General features: G+C 57.8%; 17 protein-coding genes. All 17 read left to right on the top strand.

Annotated features, from left to right (window positions below; genetic code table 11):
• Positions 1-325 precede the first annotated feature (325 nt).
• The 17 genes from FHW77_RS14515 (at position 326) to FHW77_RS14435 (ending at position 19,378) form a co-directional block, all read left to right on the top strand.
• The gene (locus FHW77_RS14515) at positions 326-1,867 is read left to right on the top strand and encodes a portal protein (RefSeq protein ID WP_182590586.1); all 1,542 of its coding nucleotides are present in this window, start codon (positions 326-328) and stop codon (positions 1,865-1,867) included.
• A gap of 3 nt (positions 1,868-1,870) precedes the next feature.
• Positions 1,871-2,095, top strand: coding sequence for a hypothetical protein (locus FHW77_RS14510; protein WP_182590585.1), 225 nt, complete (start codon positions 1,871-1,873; stop codon positions 2,093-2,095).
• On the top strand, positions 2,095-2,868 hold the full coding sequence (locus FHW77_RS14505; protein WP_182590584.1) for a capsid assembly protein: 774 nt from the start codon (positions 2,095-2,097) through the stop codon (positions 2,866-2,868). Before FHW77_RS14510 ends, FHW77_RS14505 begins: the two co-directional genes overlap by 1 nt.
• A gap of 18 nt (positions 2,869-2,886) precedes the next feature.
• Positions 2,887-3,126, top strand: coding sequence for a hypothetical protein (locus FHW77_RS14500; protein WP_113090363.1), 240 nt, complete (start codon positions 2,887-2,889; stop codon positions 3,124-3,126).
• A 221-nt stretch (positions 3,127-3,347) separates the two neighbouring features.
• Positions 3,348-4,322, top strand: a complete 975-nt coding sequence (locus FHW77_RS14495; protein ID WP_113090362.1) for a phage capsid protein — start codon at positions 3,348-3,350, stop codon at positions 4,320-4,322.
• A gap of 93 nt (positions 4,323-4,415) precedes the next feature.
• Complete coding sequence (locus tag FHW77_RS14490) at positions 4,416-4,997, top strand: phage tail tubular protein A (protein WP_149741528.1); 582 nt, start codon at positions 4,416-4,418, stop codon at positions 4,995-4,997.
• Positions 4,994-7,360: a phage nozzle protein gene (locus FHW77_RS14485; RefSeq protein WP_182590583.1), complete on the top strand. Its 2,367-nt coding sequence runs from the start codon at positions 4,994-4,996 to the stop codon at positions 7,358-7,360. Before FHW77_RS14490 ends, FHW77_RS14485 begins: the two co-directional genes overlap by 4 nt.
• 1 nt (position 7,361) lies before the next feature.
• Positions 7,362-7,850, top strand: a complete 489-nt coding sequence (locus FHW77_RS14480; RefSeq protein WP_182590582.1) for a DUF2833 domain-containing protein — start codon at positions 7,362-7,364, stop codon at positions 7,848-7,850.
• Positions 7,829-8,359 carry a virion core protein, T7 gp14 family gene (locus FHW77_RS14475; protein ID WP_149741525.1) on the top strand — a complete coding sequence of 177 codons (531 nt, stop codon included), beginning with the start codon at positions 7,829-7,831 and terminating at the stop codon, positions 8,357-8,359. The genes FHW77_RS14480 and FHW77_RS14475 overlap by 22 nt, the downstream gene beginning before the upstream one ends.
• Before the next feature lie 104 nt (positions 8,360-8,463).
• The gene (locus tag FHW77_RS14470) at positions 8,464-10,632 is read left to right on the top strand and encodes a hypothetical protein (RefSeq protein WP_182590581.1); all 2,169 of its coding nucleotides are present in this window, start codon (positions 8,464-8,466) and stop codon (positions 10,630-10,632) included.
• A gap of 45 nt (positions 10,633-10,677) precedes the next feature.
• Positions 10,678-14,442 carry a hypothetical protein gene (locus tag FHW77_RS14465; protein WP_182590580.1) on the top strand — a complete coding sequence of 1,255 codons (3,765 nt, stop codon included), beginning with the start codon at positions 10,678-10,680 and terminating at the stop codon, positions 14,440-14,442.
• A 74-nt stretch (positions 14,443-14,516) separates the two neighbouring features.
• Entirely contained in the window at positions 14,517-15,893 is a 1,377-nt protein-coding gene (locus FHW77_RS14460) for a phage tail fiber domain-containing protein (RefSeq protein WP_182590579.1), read from the top strand.
• On the top strand, positions 15,893-16,336 hold the full coding sequence (locus FHW77_RS14455) for a hypothetical protein (RefSeq protein WP_182590578.1): 444 nt from the start codon (positions 15,893-15,895) through the stop codon (positions 16,334-16,336). Before FHW77_RS14460 ends, FHW77_RS14455 begins: the two co-directional genes overlap by 1 nt.
• Before the next feature lie 8 nt (positions 16,337-16,344).
• The gene (locus FHW77_RS14450) at positions 16,345-16,587 is read left to right on the top strand and encodes a hypothetical protein (RefSeq protein WP_113090355.1); all 243 of its coding nucleotides are present in this window, start codon (positions 16,345-16,347) and stop codon (positions 16,585-16,587) included.
• Positions 16,572-16,820, top strand: coding sequence for a DNA packaging protein (locus FHW77_RS14445; RefSeq protein WP_210246908.1), 249 nt, complete (start codon positions 16,572-16,574; stop codon positions 16,818-16,820). The genes FHW77_RS14450 and FHW77_RS14445 overlap by 16 nt, the downstream gene beginning before the upstream one ends.
• A gap of 429 nt (positions 16,821-17,249) precedes the next feature.
• Positions 17,250-18,938 carry a phage terminase large subunit gene (gene terL / locus FHW77_RS14440; protein WP_182590577.1) on the top strand — a complete coding sequence of 563 codons (1,689 nt, stop codon included), beginning with the start codon at positions 17,250-17,252 and terminating at the stop codon, positions 18,936-18,938.
• An 89-nt stretch (positions 18,939-19,027) separates the two neighbouring features.
• Positions 19,028-19,378: a hypothetical protein gene (locus tag FHW77_RS14435; protein ID WP_182590576.1), complete on the top strand. Its 351-nt coding sequence runs from the start codon at positions 19,028-19,030 to the stop codon at positions 19,376-19,378.
• Positions 19,379-19,419: the final 41 nt, after the last annotated feature.

The raw sequence follows: 19,419 nt of genomic DNA, 5'->3' as shown, positions 1-19,419 counted from the left end.
AGAGCTTTGGGCAAAGGCAGGTGAGGGGAGGATTATCCAATTCCTTCGAAGACAGTTTAACGAGCAGAACGAGGGACGCCTGAAAAGGTCACCCTAATGTGCAAGACCCCTAAAGTGCCCAAGTCGGAGACACCAGCTCCCGCACCGGCACCTCCTGCGCCCTCGGCAGCTACCGCCCAGGGCGATGTCATCCGAGAGGAAGACAACGACACGTCCGTCCAGAAGGCCCGTAAGAAAGGTCGTAACTCTCTTCGCATCAAGCTCGATGCTGGGAACACTGGCGGCTCAACCGGACTGAATATCCCGCAAGCCTAAGGAACCCAGCATGGCCAAGACCGCTGCTGCGCGTTACTCGCAGCTTGAGCGGCTGCGCCAACCGTTCCTTTCCAGGGCCAGAAGCGCAGCGAAACTAACCATTCCCACGCTGCTCCCTCCCGAAGGCCACAATGGCGATGCATCTCTTCCGACCCCTTTCCAGGGCATCGGTGCACGAGGCGTCAACAATTTGGCCTCGAAGCTCCTCCTCGCACTCTTTCCACCGAACAGCCCGATCTTCCGCCTTTTGATTGACGACTTCACGATTGAAGAACTCACGAAGCAGGAAGGCATGAAGGCTCTGGTCGAAGAGGCCCTCGGCAAAGTCGAGCGCGCCGTGATGACGGAGATCGAGGGAGCAGCAATCCGCGTCACCGCCTTCGAAGCGCTCAAGCAGCTCATCGTGGCCGGTAACGTTCTCCTCTACCTCCCACCTGAGGGAGGCATGAGGGCTTACCGATTGGACCGCTTTGTCGTCAAGCGCGACCCCATGGGGAATATCCTTGAGCATATCACCAAGGAGACCGTCGCTCCCGACACGCTGCCCAAGGAGTTCGTTGCCAAACTCGGCCCGAACGCCAAGCAGAAATTCAACAACGCGATGTCGGCGGATAAGACCCTCGATCTCTACACCCATGTCAAACTCGTGAATGGCATGTGGCGCATCTACCAAGAGGTGGAAGGCGTCAAGGTTCCGGGCACTGAGGGCACGTATCCCAAAGGCAAGTCCGCCTGGATACCGCTTCGGTTCACCAAGATCGACGGCGAGGATTATGGCCGTGGCTACGTCGAGGAATACTACGGCGATCTCAAGTCTCTCGAAACGCTAACCAAGGCGATTGTCGAAGGCTCTGCCGCAGCCGCCAAAATCCTCATCCTGGTAAACCCGAATGGGTCCACCAATAAGAAGGTGATTGCCGAAGCACCAAACGGCGCTGTCCGTTCTGGTGACGCCAAAGACGTTACCTTCCTCCAGCTCGATAAGTACGCTGACTTCCGCATCGCCAAGGAAACGATGAGCGAGATTTCGCAGCGGCTTGCTATGGCATTCCTTCTCAACACTGCCATCCAACGGGCAGGGGAGCGGGTAACTGCCGAGGAAATCCGCTACATGGCGGGCGAGCTGGAGGATGCCCTGGGTGGCGTCTATTCCATCCTTTCCCAAGAGTTCCAGCTTCCCCTCGTGTCCCGCATCATGTTCTCCCTAGAACGCACGAGGAAACTTCCGCCGCTGCCCAGTGGCGTGGTGAAGCCCGCTATCACGACCGGCCTTGAAGCTCTTGGTCGTGGTCACGATCAGATGAAGCTCGACAGTCTCCTCCAGCGCTTGGCTCCGCTCGGTCCCGAGGTGCTGGCCGAGTATCTGAACGTTGGCGATTACATCAAGCGCTCCGCAACTGCCATCGGCATCGAAGCCACCGGCCTCGTTCGAAGTGACGAGGAGGTTCAGCAGATGCGCCAGCAGAAGCAGCTCCAGCAGATGACACAGCAATTCGTGCCTGAGATGGCCGGTGCTGTCCGCGATCAGCTCAAACCCGAAGCCCAAGGATAACCCATGGAAACCCCCGAAGTCACCCAGCCGGTGACACCGGAGATGCCCGAGGTTGTGCCCGCAGTTCCCCCGGAGGTCACCCCTGAGGTGGCCCCCGAGCCTGCGAAGCCGAAGCCCGCCGCCAGCTCCAAGAAACCCAAGAAGACCCCCGAGGTATCCCCGGAACCCGCAACTCAGCCGCAATCGACCGCCCATTGGTCGCTCGGCTTTACCATCGTGGACAACTGATGACGACTGAAACAACCTCAAATGCAAGTCCGGTAGACGCCCCGAACGGACACGACCAAGCGATGGCCGAGAAGTTCGATGCAGCTCAGGCCAAGTCCGGCCAGCATGAGCAACCGACAACGCCGAAGGTCGAGCGACCGGCTGGCCTCCCGGAGAAGTTCGCTTCTTGGGAAGACATGGCCAAGGCTTACTCCGAGCTGGAGAAGAAGCAGGGCCAGACCACAACGACCCCGGAAGTCCCGGCGAACGCCGAGGACGCCCTGGCCCAGGTCGAAGCTCTCGGCCTCGATTTCAATGCGTTCTCTGCTGAGTATGCGGCAAACGGCGAGCTGTCCCAGGCGACCTATGATGCACTCGCCAAGGCCGGTGTTCCCAAGGAAATCGTAGACGCCTATGTCGCTGGCCAGGAAGCCCAGGCTGCGCAGATGGTCGAGAGCGTTCAGGCCGAGTTCGGTGGTGCCGAAGCTTATGGCCAGATGGTCAACTGGGCCGCAGCCAACATGTCGAAAGCCGAAGTCTCCGCGTTCAACAAGGTGATGGATGGTGGCGACCTCGGCAGCATCAAGCTTGCCATCAGTGGCCTCCAGGCGCGCTACAAATCGGCGGTGGGTGATGAACCTAACCTCCTCAATGGCGGTAACGGAAACACTGATGTCGATGCATTCCGGTCCACCGCTGAGATTACCTCGGCCATGTCCGACCCACGCTATGCCAAAGACCCGGCCTACCGCGCCGAGGTCCAGGCCAAAATTGGAAGATCGAACGTCTTCTAATCCAACCAAGGAAAATCAATGGAAATCCTCACGACCGTTTGGGCGTGGCTCCTGTCCAACTGGGAGACACTCCTTGCAATCGCCTTCGCCGTAGAAGTCGTGGCCGTGCAGATCGTGAACCTTACACCCACCCCGGTGGACAATAAGGCTCTGGTCGCACTCCACAAGGTTCTCGTCTTCGTGGCCAATATCGTCCCGAACACCAAGGTCCAGGCAAATCGGGCCGCTGCTGATCAGGCGATGAAGTCCCTGAAATAACTATGATCTTGCTCCTCCCGCTTCGGCGGGCGGGGCACCTTATTCCTGATGATGAAGTCTAGTCACGCTGCGCCAAAGCAATGCGCGGTGACGCAAAGGTAAATCCCGAAAACAACACATGCCGACCCATTGCCCTCTGCGGAGGATAACCTTGGTTCTGCTTGTGACGAGTTCGCTGGAAAGCCTGATCAACTTCCAAACTCATCACAGGAAATCCAAATATGACTGATGCAAATGTAACCCGCCTTGGCCAGATCAACGGCGCTGGTGAAGTCGATGCAACCTTCGCAAAGATTTATGCCGGTGAAGTTCTGACGGCCTTCGAAAAGGCAACGGTTATGACTGATCGCCACATGACCCGCTCGATCTCTTCGGGCAAGTCTGCGGCGTTCCCGGCGACCGGCCTCATCGACGCCTACTACCATACTCCGGGCAAGGAGCTGGTGGGCCAGAAGGTGAACCAGAACGAAGTCCTCATCCATATCGATGACCTCCTGGTCTCGGATGCTTACTTCGCGAATATCGATGAAGCCAAGAACCACTACGACATGCGTTCCATCGTCACGACCGAGCAGGGACGCAAGCTCGCCCAGGTCATGGACAAGCACGTCCTCCAGGTCGGCGTCCTCGCAGCCCGTGCGGCCAATGCTGTCTCCGGCCTTCCGGGCGGCTCGGTCGTCTTCCAGAACGAGAGCGGTATGCCGAACTCGGCTGACTTCCTCGGCAATGGCGACCATCTTGCCGCAGCTCTCTTTGCTGCTGCGCAGAAGTTCGATGAGAAGGACGTTCCCGAAGAGGACCGTTACGCCTTCGTCCGTCCGGCCCAGTATTACAAGCTGGTACAGGCCGAGAAGACCATCAACCGCGACTTCGGTGGCGCTGGTGCTTACTCGGACGGCAAGGTCTACCGTGTTGCCGGTATCGAGATCGTGAAGACCAACAACCTCCCGAGCGCCAATATCACGGAAGGCGTCGAAGCCGGTACTTCTGCTCGCTATGCCGGTGACTTCTCGAAGACCGCGATGCTGGTCATGCAGAAGCAGGCCGTTGGCACGGTGAAGCTGCTCGATCTCGGTCTCGACGCTGGTTACGACCCGCGCCGTCAGGCTCACTTCGTGATCTCCAAGTACGCAGTCGGCCACGGCATCCTGCGTCCCCAGGCTGCAATCGAAGTCCGAGCCGCTGCTTCGGCCTAATATCATCCACCTTCGGGTAGGAAACCACAATCGACTAGGGGAGTGAGCTTCGGCTTGCTCCCCTTTTTTTCATCATTTGACCGGAGGCCCGCCATGCTGGCAGAAACCCCCACCACGGTCCTCGAAGCTGTGAACCAGATCATCGCTACCATTGGCGAACCCCCGGTGAACAGTGTGGAGGACAATGGCGTCATTGACGCTGTGATGGCGCTCCAGGCGCTATCTGCGGTGAACCGAGCAGTCCAACTCAAGGGCTGGCATTGGAACACCGAAGAGAACTACCCGATTGCTGCGACGTACCCCGAGGGCGAGCTTCGGCTTCCCAAGAACACCCTCAAGGTGGACACCTCGGGTGCCGATGGTGATCTCGATCTCGTCCACCGTGGCCAGCGGCTTTACGACCGGAAGAACCACACCTTCCAAATCGGTCGGTCGGTGAAGGTGGACATCGTGTTCCTCTTACCTTTCGAAGAACTTCCCGAAGCTGCCAGAACGTACATCACCGTCAAGGCTGCACGGCGCTTCAATGAGGGACAGATCGGTTCCGAACTCCTCTCGAACTTCACCTTACGCGATGAGCAGATGGCTTTGTTCGCGCTGGAGGAAGCCGAAGGCGAGACCGCTGATTACAACATCCTCGACAATGCATTCATCGGTGAGGTCACCAGCCGATGACATTGATCAGCACGACCATCCCAAACCTCATCAATGGGGTTTCTCAGCAGCCATACTCTCTTCGCTTGTCATCCCAAGCGGAGGCCCAAATCAACGGTTACAGTTCTGTGGTCGAGGGTTTGAAGAAGCGGCCACCTGCGCGCTTCATTGCTAAGATCAGCAATACATCACTGGGCCGCGCTTATATACACATGATCAACCGCGATGCTACTGAGCGGTATGTGGTGGTGGTAACCAACGGTAACCTCCGGGTTTTCCGCATGGACGGCTCCGAGGTCTCCGTGGCGTTTCCCAACGGCAAAGGCTACCTTGCATCTAGCGCGCCTGATGCCAACTTCGTGGCGGTCACCGTGGCCGACTATACGTTCATCCTCAATCGCGCCATCACGGTCCAGATGGAGGGGACGCTCACACCTACGCGCCAGAAGGAAGCGATGGTATGGGTTCGTCAAGGCGCATATGGCCTCACCTATGGCCTCGACATTGGCGGTTATTACCGTGAGTTCAAGACGCCAGACGGCAGCTCAGCCACACAGTCAAACCAAGTCGCTACAGACTTCATCGCGCAGAACCTCGTAAACCAGCTCAACAACGATGCGGGCTTCGTATCACAATACGCTTTGTCTCTGCATGGCTCGACCATCCATGTTGTGCGGCGAGACGGTGCCGATTTTTATGTCCAGACTAAAGACGGTCTTGGCGACCAGGGCATCAAGGTATGCAAGGATTTCGTCCAGCGCTTCACCGATCTTCCCGCCCGTGCCGTTCATGGGTTCCGGGTGGAAATCCGTGGGGATAGCTCGTCTAGCTTCGACAATTACTGGGTCGAGTATGACAACCCAACGGGCGGCAACGCGACCGGAGTTTGGAAAGAAAGCTATCGTGGCGGGCAGCAGTATCGTCTCAACGGTGGGACGCTCCCGTTTGCATTGAAGCGATTGTCCAATGGCACATTCTCATTCGAACAAATTCCATGGGATGCCCGTAAGGTAGGTGACGCCGAAAACATTCCGCCGCCCTCATTCGTCGGGAAGCAGATCAACGACCTATTCTTCCATCGAAACCGCCTCGGCATTGTCGCGGATGAAAACGTTGTCTTCTCCCGGTCGGGCGAGTTCTTCTGTTTCTGGCGCTCTTCGGCAACTCAGCTTCTCGATACAGATACCATTGACGTGGCCGTGAGCCACTCGAAGGTGTCCATCATCCGGCATGCTATCCCGTTCAATGAGACGCTTCTGCTCTTCTCGGACCAAACACAGTTCATGCTTGGGGCCAGCGACATGCTCACCCCGTTCACGATCTCGATCAACCAGACAACCGAGTTCCAAGCGTCGCTCCTGGCGAAGCCGGTGGGTGCTGGTCGAAACGTTTATTTTGCCATGAACAAAGGCGCGTTCTCGGGCATTCGGGAATACTACGTGGACGGCGAGACGAAGACCAATGACGCGGCAGACATCACCGCGCATGTTCCCAAGTACATCCCTGGGGGTGTCACGAAGTTGGCCGCAAGCTCAAACGAAGATGTCCTCGTGGCGCTCACGCCGGAAGAGCCGAACGCCCTCTATGTCTATAAATACTACTGGCAGGAGCTGGAGAAGCTTCAATCCTCGTGGTCGAAGTGGACATTAAGCCCCGGCTCCAAAATCCTTTATGTCGATTTCATCGAGAGCGACCTTTGGATGCTTGTCGAGAGGAATGGGCAGGTTTCCTTTGAGGTGATCAGTCTGGAGGCGGGGCGGTTCGATGAGGGGGTACCCTTCATGTTCGCTCTCGACCAGCGGGTAAACTCCAGTCAGTGCGCGGTAACCTACGATGCCGCCTCAGACACCACCAGGATTTCCCTTCCGTACACCGTTGATGCGCCATCGACTTTCCAGATTATCGGCATGGATGAAGGCCCGTATCGTCGCGGTCAAATTGTCCCATTCACCTGGGCTGATCAGCGTTTTGTTGTGAAGGGGAAGGTGACCAAGTTCCTGGTCGGAAGGGTCTTCGAGTTTAGATACACCTTCTCAAAGCTGGTCATCAAGGAAGAGGCGCTAGGCGGTGGGCAGATGACCGTGGGCGCAGGACGCATGCAGCTTCGGCGCATGATCGTAACGTTCAACGACACTGGTTACTTCCGAGCGGAGGTCACGCCGTTCCGCCGAGATACCTTCCGATCGATCTTCTCTGGCCGGGTTATCGGCTCAGGCCACAACATCCTCGGCGCTCCATCTATCGAGCAAGGCCGCTTTCGCTTCCCGATCTCGGGCCGGAACGAGGACATCAAGATCGAGATCGTTAACGACACCCCGCTTCCTTGCGCGCTTCTCTCTGCGGAATGGGAGGCCACTTTCATCATCCGCTCAAGGAGAACCTAAGATGCTCACAGCCCGACCTTCGACCGCCGAGGACGTTGCCTATCTGGCCCCTCGGCTCCGCAAGGAGGATGTCGAGGAAGTCTTGGCCGCTGGGGGCGTGACTATGGAAGAGAGCCTGATGGACGGCCTCCAGTCTCCCGATGGGTGTTTCACCGGGATTGATGAGGATGGCAGGCCGGTCGTGATGTTCGGCACAGCTCCGCACCCTGCCTCGCCAATGGTGGGGTGCATTTGGCTTTTGGCGAGCGATGACATCCATAAACACCGGACGGACTTCCTAAGGAAAACTAAGCCGTTCGTTGATCTCTTCCAAGACAAGTATCAGCTCCTCATGAACTATACCGATTGCCGGAATGTCCTCCATCACAGGTGGCTCCGCTGGTGTGGTTTCAGCTTCATCAACATCGTCAAGGGCCTCGGCCCAGGAGACCATCCGTTCTTCGAGGTGGTCAGAATTAGGAACGACCAATGTGCGACCCCATTACAATGATGGTCAGCTCGTTCGCGATTGGTGCTGTGCAGACCGGCATGGAATTTATTGGTGCCAAACAGCAAGCCAAGGCGCAGAACGATATGGTCCGCGAGAACCAGAAAGCAGCAAACGCAAACCTTGTCCGGGAATATGCTGACGTTCAGACGCGGCAAATCCAGGAAGAAGATGCTGCCGCCGTTCAGAAGCAGGACATTTCCCGCGAAGCCCGAGCAGCCCGTGCCACCACCATGGCCGCAGCCGGGGAAGCCGGTGTATCCGGTCTCTCGGTCGATGCTCTCCTCGCGGACGTTTACGGCAAAGAGGCGACCGCCAAGGACCGCATCAGCCAGAATAGCGGCTTCACCACCTCAAACCTCACGCGGGAGATGGACGGCCTTAAGGCGAAAGCCCAGGACCGCATCAACTCCATGCCGTGGGCAACCGGCCCCAGCCCGTTTGCGGCTGCGCTCAAGATCGGTGGCATCGGCCTGAATAGCTACGACAAATACAACAAGCCCAAGGGGTAACCATGGCAAACCTACCGGGATTGACCCGACAAGATGACCGCCCTTCCGTGGGTGGTTCGAACCGTGGACGTGTCCAGGTGAGAAACCCCATCGGGGATGTAGCCTTGCAGCCGCAGGCTCGCCCGGTGGATACCTACAGCCGCCCGCAGGCTGCACCATCTGGACCCAATGGCCTCCAGCAGCTTGCCGGTGCGCTCGCTCAGATCAGCCCAGCGCTCACCAACTATCTCGATAATACCGCCGCCAAGGCACAGAAGGACGCCGAGGACCGCGCTATGCGGCGCATTGGCGGTATGAGCTTCCAAGAGGCCCGTGATGCTGTGAATAGCGGCAAGATGAGCGAAATGGATAACCCGTGGTTCAAGGCTGCTTTCATGAAGCAGTACGGTGAGCGGCTGGCCTATGAGCGCGTCAATGAGCTTTCCACGGAATACGAGACCAACTTCGACAAGAACTCCGGTGATGTCGATGGTCTCATCCGTGGCCGGACCTCGGAAGATTTGGAGCAATATGGGAACGACCCTCATTTTACCGGGGCGTATACCAAGGTCATGGACGGCTTCGGTGCCAGGGCAAAGACCGCTCAGGCTCAATACAAGACCGAGCAGGTAAAGCAGGACACCGTAAGCGGCGTCTATGACACCTTCCATGGCGAAGCCACTGCACTACGGGAAGCCGGTAAAACCCCTCAGGAAATCGTCAACACCCTACGGGGGAAATACGAGGGTAACCGATCTCTGCTCCATGTGGACTTCAAAGAGCAAGACAGGGAGATGGTCCGTCTGGCCGAAGCTTTCGCGGCCAAGGGCGACATGGCGATGGTCAACGCCATCCTCAACTCCGAACGCAAGGGAACTGATGGCACCGTTCTCGGTCCCTTGTCAGCCAACCGGGAATTTCAGGCGGATGCCGTCCGTATTCAGAACGGTGCCAAGCGACAAAACTTCGAGCAGAACGAGGAAGCCACCCGTGATGTCCGAATGGACTTTTGGGACCAAGCCAGACAGGGCCAGCTAAAACGAGATGATCTTGTGGCTTGGCACCGGGCGAACCCTGGGGCTTTCTCAGAGGCTCAAGTTCTCTCTCTGATCAATCAGAACGACACCTTCAACGAGCAGCAGTCCAAGGAGCTGGCCAAGGCAGAACAGAAGATCGCTCTGCAAAAGGCCGCTGATCAAGCCGAGGAAGATCTAGTCTCCCGGAACCTCGAAGCAACCACGCGGGGCATGCTGCCGTATATCGAAGAAGCAACCGTCCCCACGAAGACAGGGGAAACCCGAACGATCTCCGTGGATGACCAGAAGAAGGCAGTGGCTAAGCGCTTGGTCGATCAGACGGAGTGGCTCGTAGGGAAGGGCAAAGCTACCCCCGAGCAGGCTTTCGGGATGCAGGTTGAGAGCTTCTCAGTCGGGAATCTCACGAACCCGAAATGGGAGCATGTCCTGGGTGCCGGTCCTAAGGCCGCAACGCAATTCACGCTCTCCGGTGGCGAACCACCGCCCGCTCTCCAGGATAGTGTTGATCTCTACATGAAGCTACACTCGGCCAACCCGAAGCTTCTTGAGACACACATAAAGGACAGTTCCGACCGGGATTTCTACGAGGCTTATCGCATCGCCACTCAATACGGGAAGATGAACCCGACGCAGGCAATGCAGACCGCGATGATGCAGACCTCGGACCCGTCGAAGTTCCAGGGGGCGGGAACCCAGCAGCGCTTTGATGCAATTGATGAACGTGTGAAGGACATCACCTTCGGAGGCATCGCCGGCTGGTTCTCATCTGCTCCGAGAAACCAAGGCTACGTTGCAAACGAAATCGGACGCCTCGGAAAGTTCTATGCTCAGAACGGGATGGGAACCGATGCAGCGCTTGATGAAGCCAAGAAGCGTTTCGAGGCGACCCACACTGAGGTCAATGGAAACTTCGTCTACACCGCAGGCCGCGATATCCCGCCCAACTTCGGGCAACTCGCGTCGTTCGCAATCGAACAGTATGTGAAGGACTTCGGAGACAAGGAAGGCGTTGATGTCAGTGACCTAACGCTTCGCCCCGCGACCAATGGGCAGGGCTGGATGATCGTCCATCAGCTCGGTCAATACCCGGTCGAGAACCCAGCTCGCGGAAACATCAGCCTTCGTTCGCTCTACGATCTTGATCAGAAGCGGCGTGCTGATGTCATCCAGGGCGTGATTGATGCTCAGGATACGACGCAAGAAAACCGAGCCTTGTCCAAGGAGCGGGTCGATATCGAGAAACACTTCCTCCCATAACACGGGTCACCTTCGGGTGGCCCTTTCCATTTCTAAGGACCACCTATGTCAAACAGCAATAGCGCGCCTTCGTGGCTGCGGTACGCCAACCGTGGCGCAAAGCGTAACCTTCCGATCAGTGGCGATCTCGTCAGCGCCCTTGGGTTCCTTGAGGACATGGGTGTCGAAATGGAAGTTTTCAGTGGCGGGCAAGTAACCAAGGAAGAGGCTAAGGCTGGTAAAGGTCAACGCACGGGTTCCGTTCGTCACGACCACGGCGGCGCGGCGGATGTCTTCTTCTACCAAAACGGCAGGAAGCTCGACTGGTCTAACCCTGCGGACGTTCCGGTTTTCCAAGAGATCGTCCAACGCGCCCGTGGTGCTGGCGTCACTGGCTTCGGCGCAGGGCAGGGCTATATGCAGCCCGGTTCTATGCATATCGGCTTCGGGAACCCTGGAGTGTGGGGCGCTGATGGCAGCGGTGATAATGCTGCACAGTGGCTCCGTGATGCTTACAACCGCGCTCCATCATCCACCAATCGGGAACCCACTCGGCTCACCTTCTCAAACCCAGGTCCCGACCAGCCGCAATCCAACTACACCCTAGGCCAGCCTGAGAACACCGTGTCAGTCATGGACGCTACTCGGCCAATGCTTCCGACAACCATGCAGGAAGACAGGGAAGTGGCTCAGGCCCGTGAGGATGCTATACCGGACGTATCGCTGTGGCAGGGCGTGAAGGATGCCGTCAGCTCCCAGTCCTCGGTTGTTGCGCTCTTTCAAGACCGACCCGAAGCAGCGCCCGACCCGAACTTCCGGCTCGACAAGAAGCTCACCGAGGAACTCACCAAAGGCGTCCCGGAGCAATACTGGGACCGTTTCGCAGATGCGCAATCACTTCCCCATGCGGAGCTGATGCGAAACACTATCATCAAGAACATGGAAGCCGAGCAGCGTCTTGCATCTATGGGATGGGGCGGTGTCGGTTTGAAGATCGCGGCAGGCGTGACGGACCCCTTGGCTTGGGCTGCGGGCGCGGGCATCTCGGCTTTATCCATGGGAACCGGCGCACCTGCTGCTATGGCGGCTCGGTTTGGTCGGATGGGTCAGATTGCGTTGGCTGGTGCCGAAGGTGGTGCAGGCGCTGCGGTTTCCGAAGGCATTATCTACGCGAACAAACCCACCGCCGAGAGTGCTGATCTATGGTGGGGCATTGGCACCGGTATGCTCCTCGGCGGCGCGTTCGGCACCCTTGCGAGAAACCCGGCAACCCGTGAGGAGGCCCAGCAGCTCCAGCAGATTGGCAGGAACATGCAGAATGGGACAGCCTTGTCACCGCCCGGTGGGTCAACCACGGGTGCGATGCAGGTGAACCCGAGGGAACCCCTCAGGATGGACACTGCGGATATCGTCCGCGATGCCGAGAGGCCGGATGTCTTCCATGCTGGTGGTGCGAGATATGACAGCGCCTATTCGCTAAAGAGTTCCGACAACGATCTCACCTCTATGATCGGTAACGTGATCGTTGAGGACGGTGCGCGAAATAAAACCGGCCTCACTCCTATCGGCGCATCTGAGGTCCAAGCACTCCTCCATCAACGCGCCGAGGCCCGCTGGGCAGCTACCAATCAAGCCAACTGGAAGCAGTTCAAAGAGCGAAACCCGGAAGTCAGCCGCGACGAGTTTCATCGGCAGGTTACCGCGTTCGTCCGAGATCGCGATCTCATGGTGGAATATGACCCAGCCGTGAAAGCCCAAGGCTCCATCCTCAGGGATATCTTGGGCACCTATGCGGAGACCGCAGCGAACCCCGGCCTTATCGATGGTCGCACCTTGCGTCCCGTTCGGGGTTTCGAGGGGATGACGCGGAACGACTTCTATGTCCCCCGCATCTTCGACCTCGGCTCTATTCAGGAACACCTCACCAAGTTCGGCCATAAGACCCTCTCGGGCTTGGTTGCCCGTGCCATGCGTGAGGTCAATGACGAGATCAGCGAAGAGCTGGCCAACAAGTTTGCCTCGAATTACATCAGGAAACTCCACTCGCTTTCCGCTGGCGAGTTACAGGGGATGTCCCGTGTGTTCTCCGGGGAAGACCTTGATGCTCTCAAGGCAAACCTCACTCGGGACACCGATCTCTCTGAGGCCGACATCGACGCGGTTGTCAGTCACATGAAGCCGGGGAAGAAGGATGGTGCCAGCCGCCACGGGAAAAGCCGGATGTTCTATGATGAGAACTTCGGCCTCATGCTCCCATATTCCAACGGCCAGCCGGGGGCACAGTTCGTCCGCATCTCGGACCTGTTCGTCAACGATGCTGACACGCTCATGCGGTCCTACTCTCGGCAAATGTCGGGGCGTATCGCCATGGCTCGCATGGAGATCAGGAACCCGAAGTGGCAGGCCGGTGACATGTCCGATGAACACTTCGTCAAGGGCATCACCTCGGATGGCGAATGGCAAACCCTGATGGACAAGGTGCGTGATGTGGGCGATCAGAAGGGCATCCAGGCTACCACCAAGGAGGACATCGAGCGCCTCAACTGGGTCTATAACACCATCGTCGGGAAGCCTACGTGGAACGAGGGGTCCAGATGGAGCCAGTTCCTTCGGATGGCCCGTGATTACAACTTCGTCCGCGTGATGGGGCAGGTGGGCTTTGCTCAGTTGTCGGAGACCATGAACACGGTTTCCCAGCTCGGCCTAAAAGCCTCATTCACGAACGTCCCTTCGTTCCGGGCAATGTGGCGAAACGCCAAGACCGGGATGCTGGATGATGCCCTGGCCCGCGAATGGGAGGAGATGACGGGTGTTGGTGCCGACTGGGTTCGCCACTCGACCCACCGCAGGGAAGATATCTTCGACAACCCGCTGGACGCCTTCAATAACCCGATGCTCCAGAAGTTAGACGATGGACTTCAAGCCGGGAAACGTGCGGTCTCCGCAATGTCCGGCATGGCTCCGGTGAATACCGCGCTCCAGCGATGGACCGGCAGGGCGATCATGAACAAGTTCGCGCTGATGGCCCAAGGGAAAACCACGATGAACCCCCGGCGACTGGCCGCGCTTAACCTCGATCAGCGCAGGGTGGAGGCTATTTATGACAACATCCGCAACCACGCTACGTTCAAGGATGGTCGGCTCAAGTCGATGAACTTCTCCAAGTGGGCAGATCAGGAGGCCGTGGCAAATTTCGAGTTCGCCGCGTTCCGTCTGAGCCGCTCCATCATCCAAGAGAACGACATCGGCCAGATGGCCATGTGGATGTCAGCTCCTCTTGCTCGGACGTTCCTCCAGTTCCGCTCCTTCGTGCTGGCGGCTTACACCAAGCAGACGCTCCAGGGGTTCAACTTCCGGGATGCCACGACAGCTACGGCGTTCATCACGACCTCCTTTGCTGCCTCCATGAGTTACATGATGCGGACCTATGCCAACTCAGTGGGCCGCAGTGACCGGGAGGATTATCTGGAGAAGCGCCTATCTCTCGGAAGCATCGCGGCTGCGGGCGTCCAGAACGGCTCCTGGGCTACCATTATGCCTATGATCGTAGATACCTTGGGCGCTCCCTTACGTGAGGGTGGTCAGCCGATCTTCGATGCCCGGTCAACCGAGCTGGGGTCGGATGCAATCTTCGGAAACCCATCGGCCGATTTGGCATCCAGTGGCATCAAGGCTCTCAGCGTCTTCGGTCAGCAAGCGCACGGCAAGCGGTTCTCGCAGGCAGATGCCAGAAACCTTGCCCGCATCCTTCCGTTCCAGAACCTCAATGGAATTTCGCAGCTCCTCTCAACGATGATCAGTCCGCTCCCGGAGTGGTCACCGAAGAAATAACTGCACCCGATCAAACCTTTCTGGCCCTCGTCACCTAGCTGTGGCGGGGGCTTTCTTCGTTTTTGGAGAATGCAATGCCTCTCTCATATGCCCACTCCTCGGGTGATGGCAGCAACCGCCTCTTCGATGTTCCTTGTGAATATCTCTCGAAAGCGCACGTTACGGTGCGGGTCGATGGCGTCCTTGTGCCGTTCTCGTGGATCGATACCTACCGCCTCCAGACGACCACGGCTCCTCCCTCGGGTTCCGTTGTGGAGGTGCGAAGGGTGACGCCCAGGGTGGACCGTCTCGTGACGTTCACCGATGGCTCCACTCTGGTCCAGTCGGACCTCAACACCTCGACCCTCCAGTCGTTCTTTCTTGCTCAGGAAGCGTTCGATCAAGGCGCGGCGTCCATGGCCGTCACCGAGGACGGTCAGTTTTCAGCGCTCAATCGCCGCATCACCAGTCTCGCCGCTCCAGTCAGTGCCCAAGACGCCGTGACAAAGCTTTGGGCTGAGACTGCCATGTCCTCCCAACTGGTCCAAGCAACGCAGAAGGCTCTTGATGCTGCGGCTTCGGCTGCGCAGTCGGAAGCTTCTGCGGCCAATGCAGACAGCCGGGCCGCTGCTGCGCAGGCATCCAAGAATGCCGCTGCTGGTTCGGCCACCGCCGCCGCTCAGTCGGAAGCCAGTGCCCTCGCAAGCAAGGACCAGACACAGCTTGATCGTTCCGCCACGGGTGCCGATAGGGTGCAGACTGGCCTTGACCGAGAAGCTGCCGCTGCATCCGCTGCTGCCGCCAAGAAGTCGGCGGAAGACGCGGCCTTGTTTGACCCGTCGAGCTACTACACAAAGTCTCAAGGCGATGCGCGATATCCTGCAAAGGCTGATGTCGCGACCAAGGCTCAACTGGACGCCCTAGCGGCAATCGTTGATGACCCGTGGGCGACACAGCCGCTAGGTGTTCCTATCCCTGCAAGCATGGGAATCTCTGGAACGCAGTGGCCACCCAACAATAACCCGCGTTACCGCTACATCATCCTGACTGCCGGACAGACCGGGGCAGGAGGTTACAATAATGGCGTCCTCACTTCGGAGGGTGTTTCGGGGAGTTGGCCCGCTATCAGTGCTTCCGCTACGATCAGCTTGGCTGGTTCTCCGTTCAACGGGAGGCAGGTTCAATTGATCAACACGTCCCGCGCATTCTTGCGTCCGGGTAATGGTGGCGCTCATCAATACTTCGCGGTTCAGTCGCACAACCACGGTGTCAACGACCCAGGGCACGCCCACGGTGGTGTCCAGAACGGCACGGCCTCTACTGGCCGGTCAACGTCAGTCGATCAGCCGCCCGCCGTCTTTTCATACGGTAATACGTGGGCATCGACCACGGGCATTTCGATCCAATACGCAGGTGATGAAGAAACTCGCCCGCGCAACTTTGGTGTCGATTACGTAATGAGGATTAAATAATGCCATACGCATTCGAAGGCGGTGTTACGACCGATCACCATGTCGGTGCCGTCGAAATTTCGTGGGAGCAGTATCAGAACGCTATTGCTGGTTTAACGGCGGGTAAAGCTGTGACCATCAAAGACGGGTTCCAGCTTATCAATGTACCACCTGTGGAAATGCCCAGTGATGAACCTTCGGTAGACATGGGCCTCCCAAACATTTCCGGTAGGCAGCTATGGCTTGCTGCTCTCAGCATCGGCGTGAGAAAAGATGCCGTGCTGTCTTCCCTCAGTACTATCGAGGATGAAGAGCAAGCTGAAATCCTCCGCATTGAACTCACCGAGCCGCCATTGAACGGCTACGAGCGACTTAGCCCCGCAGTGGAAACCTTCAGGGCGATGCAGGGTATTCCGATGGAGCAGTTCAATGACCTCTGGCGATGGGCCTCTCAGATCAAATAGCAGGACCAATGGACGACACTCAGAACTTCTATCTGATGTTCGGGCGGCTGGAGGGCAAGGTGGATACTTTGCTCTCCCAGCAGGGCGGCATCAACAAGCGCATTGACGATCACGACACGCGCATCACTCAACTCGAAAACCAACGAGAGCAACAAGTCGGCATCCTGTCCTCCATCCGGTGGGGCTGGGTGCTGGTGGCCGCAGCTATCGGCACGTTCTCGGAGGAGATCAAAGCATGGATACTGCGATGACCAATCTCAGCGAAATCATGAAGAACCTTCACGAGGCCCTGGCCCAAGAGCTTCTCGACCGGGTTAACGGCGGGCAAGCCACTGCTTCGGACCTTTCGGTAGTTCGCCAGTTCCTCAAGGACAACGGCATCGACAGCGTTCCGAAGAAGGGCGACCCCTTGGAGCGCCTCAGTCATACCCTCCCATTCACCGAGGCAGATGACGAGGAAGCCGCAAACACGCTTCCCTGTTAGCGCTCGACCTTGACCGGTCGCCAGATGATATGAGGCCCTCGTGGGTCGGGGTCGAAGAACTCAAGACTGATCTTCATTTCCCGGCCCTCACACTCTTCACACCGGAACTTCAAAGCCCACGGGCTGGTGTTCCATCCCTTGTGCGAGGCAACATCCCGCGCAAGGAACTTACCAACACGACCACAGCGTTTGCACTCCACAACAATCAACATGTTGTGCCGAGCTGCTTCTTCTAAGGTTCTCAAGCTTCCTGCCATGTCGGCATAGATGGAACGAAATGAGAACATCGTCAAGCAACCGCTGCTGGTTCTCCCGTTCTTCGTAACTCCCCAAAGGCGCATCAGTGCGGCCTTTCGCTCGCTAAGGCAGGTTTCGGCATAACGCTGAGCCTGCCTTTTCTATGCGCCCTTGGAAGCCCCAAGGCCACCAATGACATCCAAATCAGAACTTAGCTCGGGCACCAGTTTGACCCCGGCTGACCCGGTGCTGCGTGACTTTCGGAACTTCCTGTTCCTCGTCTGGAAGCATCTCAATCTTCCGCAGCCGACAGACGTTCAATACGACCTTGCCCAGTATCTCCAGAAGGGACCGAAGCGTTCCGTAATCGAAGCCTTCCGTGGCGTGGGGAAATCCTGGGTGACCTCGGCGTTCGTCTGCTGGCTTCTCCTCAATAATCCCCAGCTCAACATCATGGTTGTCTCCGCTGCCAAAGATCGAGCGGACGCATTCTCCACCTTCACCAAGCGCCTCATTGCCGAGATGCCTATCCTTGAGCATCTCAAGCCAGGGAAGGGACAGCGGGACAGCAACATCGCGTTCGACGTTGGACCGGCTGGGGCATCCCAGTCTCCCTCGGTCAAATCCGTGGGTATCACCGGGCAGCTCACCGGCTCCCGTGCAGACGTGATCATTGCAGATGACGTTGAGAGCTTGAACAACGCCATGACCTCGACCATGCGCGACCTCTTGGCGGAACGCATCAAAGAGTTCGATGCCGTCCTGAAACCAGGAGGTCGCGTGATCTACCTCGGCACCCCTCAGACGGAAATGTCGATCTACAACCGGCTCCCGGAGCGCGGCTATGAAATCCGCATCTGGCCAGCCCGTATCCCGGTGGACCCGGACAAATACCAGGGTCGCCTAGCTCCCTTCGTCATGAGGATGATCCAGGACGGCGCTCCAGCCGGAACCCCAGTTGACCCCAAGCGCTTCCATGACCTCGACCTGCTGGAGCGTGAGGCGTCCTATGGCCGCTCTGGCTTCGCCCTCCAGTTCATGCTCGATACCAGCTTGTCCGACCAGGACCGATATCCTCTCAAGTTCCGCGATCTCTTGGTCACCACGCTCGACCCGAGGATGGCCCCGGTCAAACTCATGTGGTCCTCGGACCCCGATAAGCGGCTCGACATTCCTATGGTCGGCCTCCAGGGCGATGCCTATCACCGCCCCATGTGGATGGCCCCGGAGATGGCTGAATATACCGGCTGCGTAATGGCTATCGACCCCTCGGGCCGAGGCAAGGACGAGACGGCCTATGCCATCGTCAAACACCTCAATGGCTGGCTATACGTGGTCGCCAGTGGCGGTTTCAAGGATGGCTATGGCGAGGCTACCCTCAAGGGCTTGGCGCTGCTGTCGAAGCAGCACGGGGCGAACAAGATCATTGTCGAAGCCAACTTCGGTGACGGCATGTTCACCCAGCTCCTCAAGCCTGTAGTGACCCGCATCCACGCCTGCGAGATCGAAGAGGTGAAGCATAATCAGCAAAAGGAGCGCCGCATCTGTGACACTCTGGAACCGCTGATGAACCAGCACCGCCTCGTGTTCGACCAGAAGGTCATCGAGCATGACCACAAGGGCACCTCCGAACCCATCAGGCAGCTCATGTACCAGATGAGCCGTATCACCCGCGACCGTGGCTCCCTGGCCAAGGATGACCGCCTGGACGTGCTTGCGATGGCCGTAGGCTATTGGTCCGAGAGCATGGCACGGGATACCGATAAGGCGCACGAGGAACACCTGGAGGGTCTCCGGGATAAAGCCTATGAGGCGTTCATTGAGCTTTGCCAGAGAAACAGCGGGTTCACCATGGACGATGAGCCTTCCTGGTTGAACTAAAAATAGGACGGTATAGCGCAGGTCGTGGGTTTCTACTTTATCCCTCGGCCTGCTATTTTTTGCTTCGAATAATTGGGGGGGGGCGAATTATGCAAGATTTGTTGGCTTTGGGTGCCTTTATCATTTCGGTTCTTTCTGCTTGGTTTAGTTGGTACACCTCTCAACAAAGCAGAAGGCAGGCTGACGCTGTGATGGGCGACCTACCACCAGTCGTTAGCCTCTTTCAGCCTGAAAGCCGGGGACGGGCATTTGCTATAATTGACCTGGAAGTTATCAACTACAACCGCCTCCCGCTGTACGTCGATAAGATTGAATTTGATATTCCCGAAGGTTTGCGCATCTTCAAGGAGCATACAGAAGAACGTCAGACGATGCTCTCAATCATGGTGGAGTTGCCCCTTAAAAACCGGACAGGATCAGGTTTCTGTTTGACGGTTTAAGAACTCACGAGGCGAGCAATACCCCAATGCCTTGTGCGGGT

The organism is Agrobacterium sp. RC10-4-1, from assembly GCF_014138475.1.
GTDB classification, from domain to species: Bacteria; Pseudomonadota; Alphaproteobacteria; order Rhizobiales; family Rhizobiaceae; genus Agrobacterium; species Agrobacterium pusense.
This window is presented reverse-complemented; position numbering and strand designations above follow the sequence as displayed.

Bases quoted from the DNA above. Each gene is read 5' to 3' on its own strand.
- FHW77_RS14445 (WP_210246908.1), top strand. From the start codon at position 16,572: ATGGATACTGCGATGACCAATCTCAGCGAAATCATGAAGAACCTTCAC.
- FHW77_RS14505 (WP_182590584.1), top strand. From the start codon at position 2,095: ATGACGACTGAAACAACCTCAAATGCAAGTCCGGTAGACGCCCCGAAC.
- FHW77_RS14435 (WP_182590576.1), top strand. From the start codon at position 19,028: ATGCAAGATTTGTTGGCTTTGGGTGCCTTTATCATTTCGGTTCTTTCT.
- FHW77_RS14495 (WP_113090362.1), top strand. From the start codon at position 3,348: ATGACTGATGCAAATGTAACCCGCCTTGGCCAGATCAACGGCGCTGGT.
- FHW77_RS14455 (WP_182590578.1), top strand. From the start codon at position 15,893: ATGCCATACGCATTCGAAGGCGGTGTTACGACCGATCACCATGTCGGT.
- FHW77_RS14460 (WP_182590579.1), top strand. From the start codon at position 14,517: ATGCCTCTCTCATATGCCCACTCCTCGGGTGATGGCAGCAACCGCCTC.
- FHW77_RS14475 (WP_149741525.1), top strand. From the start codon at position 7,829: ATGTGCGACCCCATTACAATGATGGTCAGCTCGTTCGCGATTGGTGCT.
- FHW77_RS14465 (WP_182590580.1), top strand. From the start codon at position 10,678: ATGTCAAACAGCAATAGCGCGCCTTCGTGGCTGCGGTACGCCAACCGT.
- FHW77_RS14490 (WP_149741528.1), top strand. From the start codon at position 4,416: ATGCTGGCAGAAACCCCCACCACGGTCCTCGAAGCTGTGAACCAGATC.
- FHW77_RS14515 (WP_182590586.1), top strand. From the start codon at position 326: ATGGCCAAGACCGCTGCTGCGCGTTACTCGCAGCTTGAGCGGCTGCGC.
- FHW77_RS14485 (WP_182590583.1), top strand. From the start codon at position 4,994: ATGACATTGATCAGCACGACCATCCCAAACCTCATCAATGGGGTTTCT.
- FHW77_RS14510 (WP_182590585.1), top strand. From the start codon at position 1,871: ATGGAAACCCCCGAAGTCACCCAGCCGGTGACACCGGAGATGCCCGAG.
- FHW77_RS14480 (WP_182590582.1), top strand. From the start codon at position 7,362: ATGCTCACAGCCCGACCTTCGACCGCCGAGGACGTTGCCTATCTGGCC.
- FHW77_RS14450 (WP_113090355.1), top strand. From the start codon at position 16,345: ATGGACGACACTCAGAACTTCTATCTGATGTTCGGGCGGCTGGAGGGC.
- FHW77_RS14500 (WP_113090363.1), top strand. From the start codon at position 2,887: ATGGAAATCCTCACGACCGTTTGGGCGTGGCTCCTGTCCAACTGGGAG.
- terL (WP_182590577.1), top strand. From the start codon at position 17,250: ATGACATCCAAATCAGAACTTAGCTCGGGCACCAGTTTGACCCCGGCT.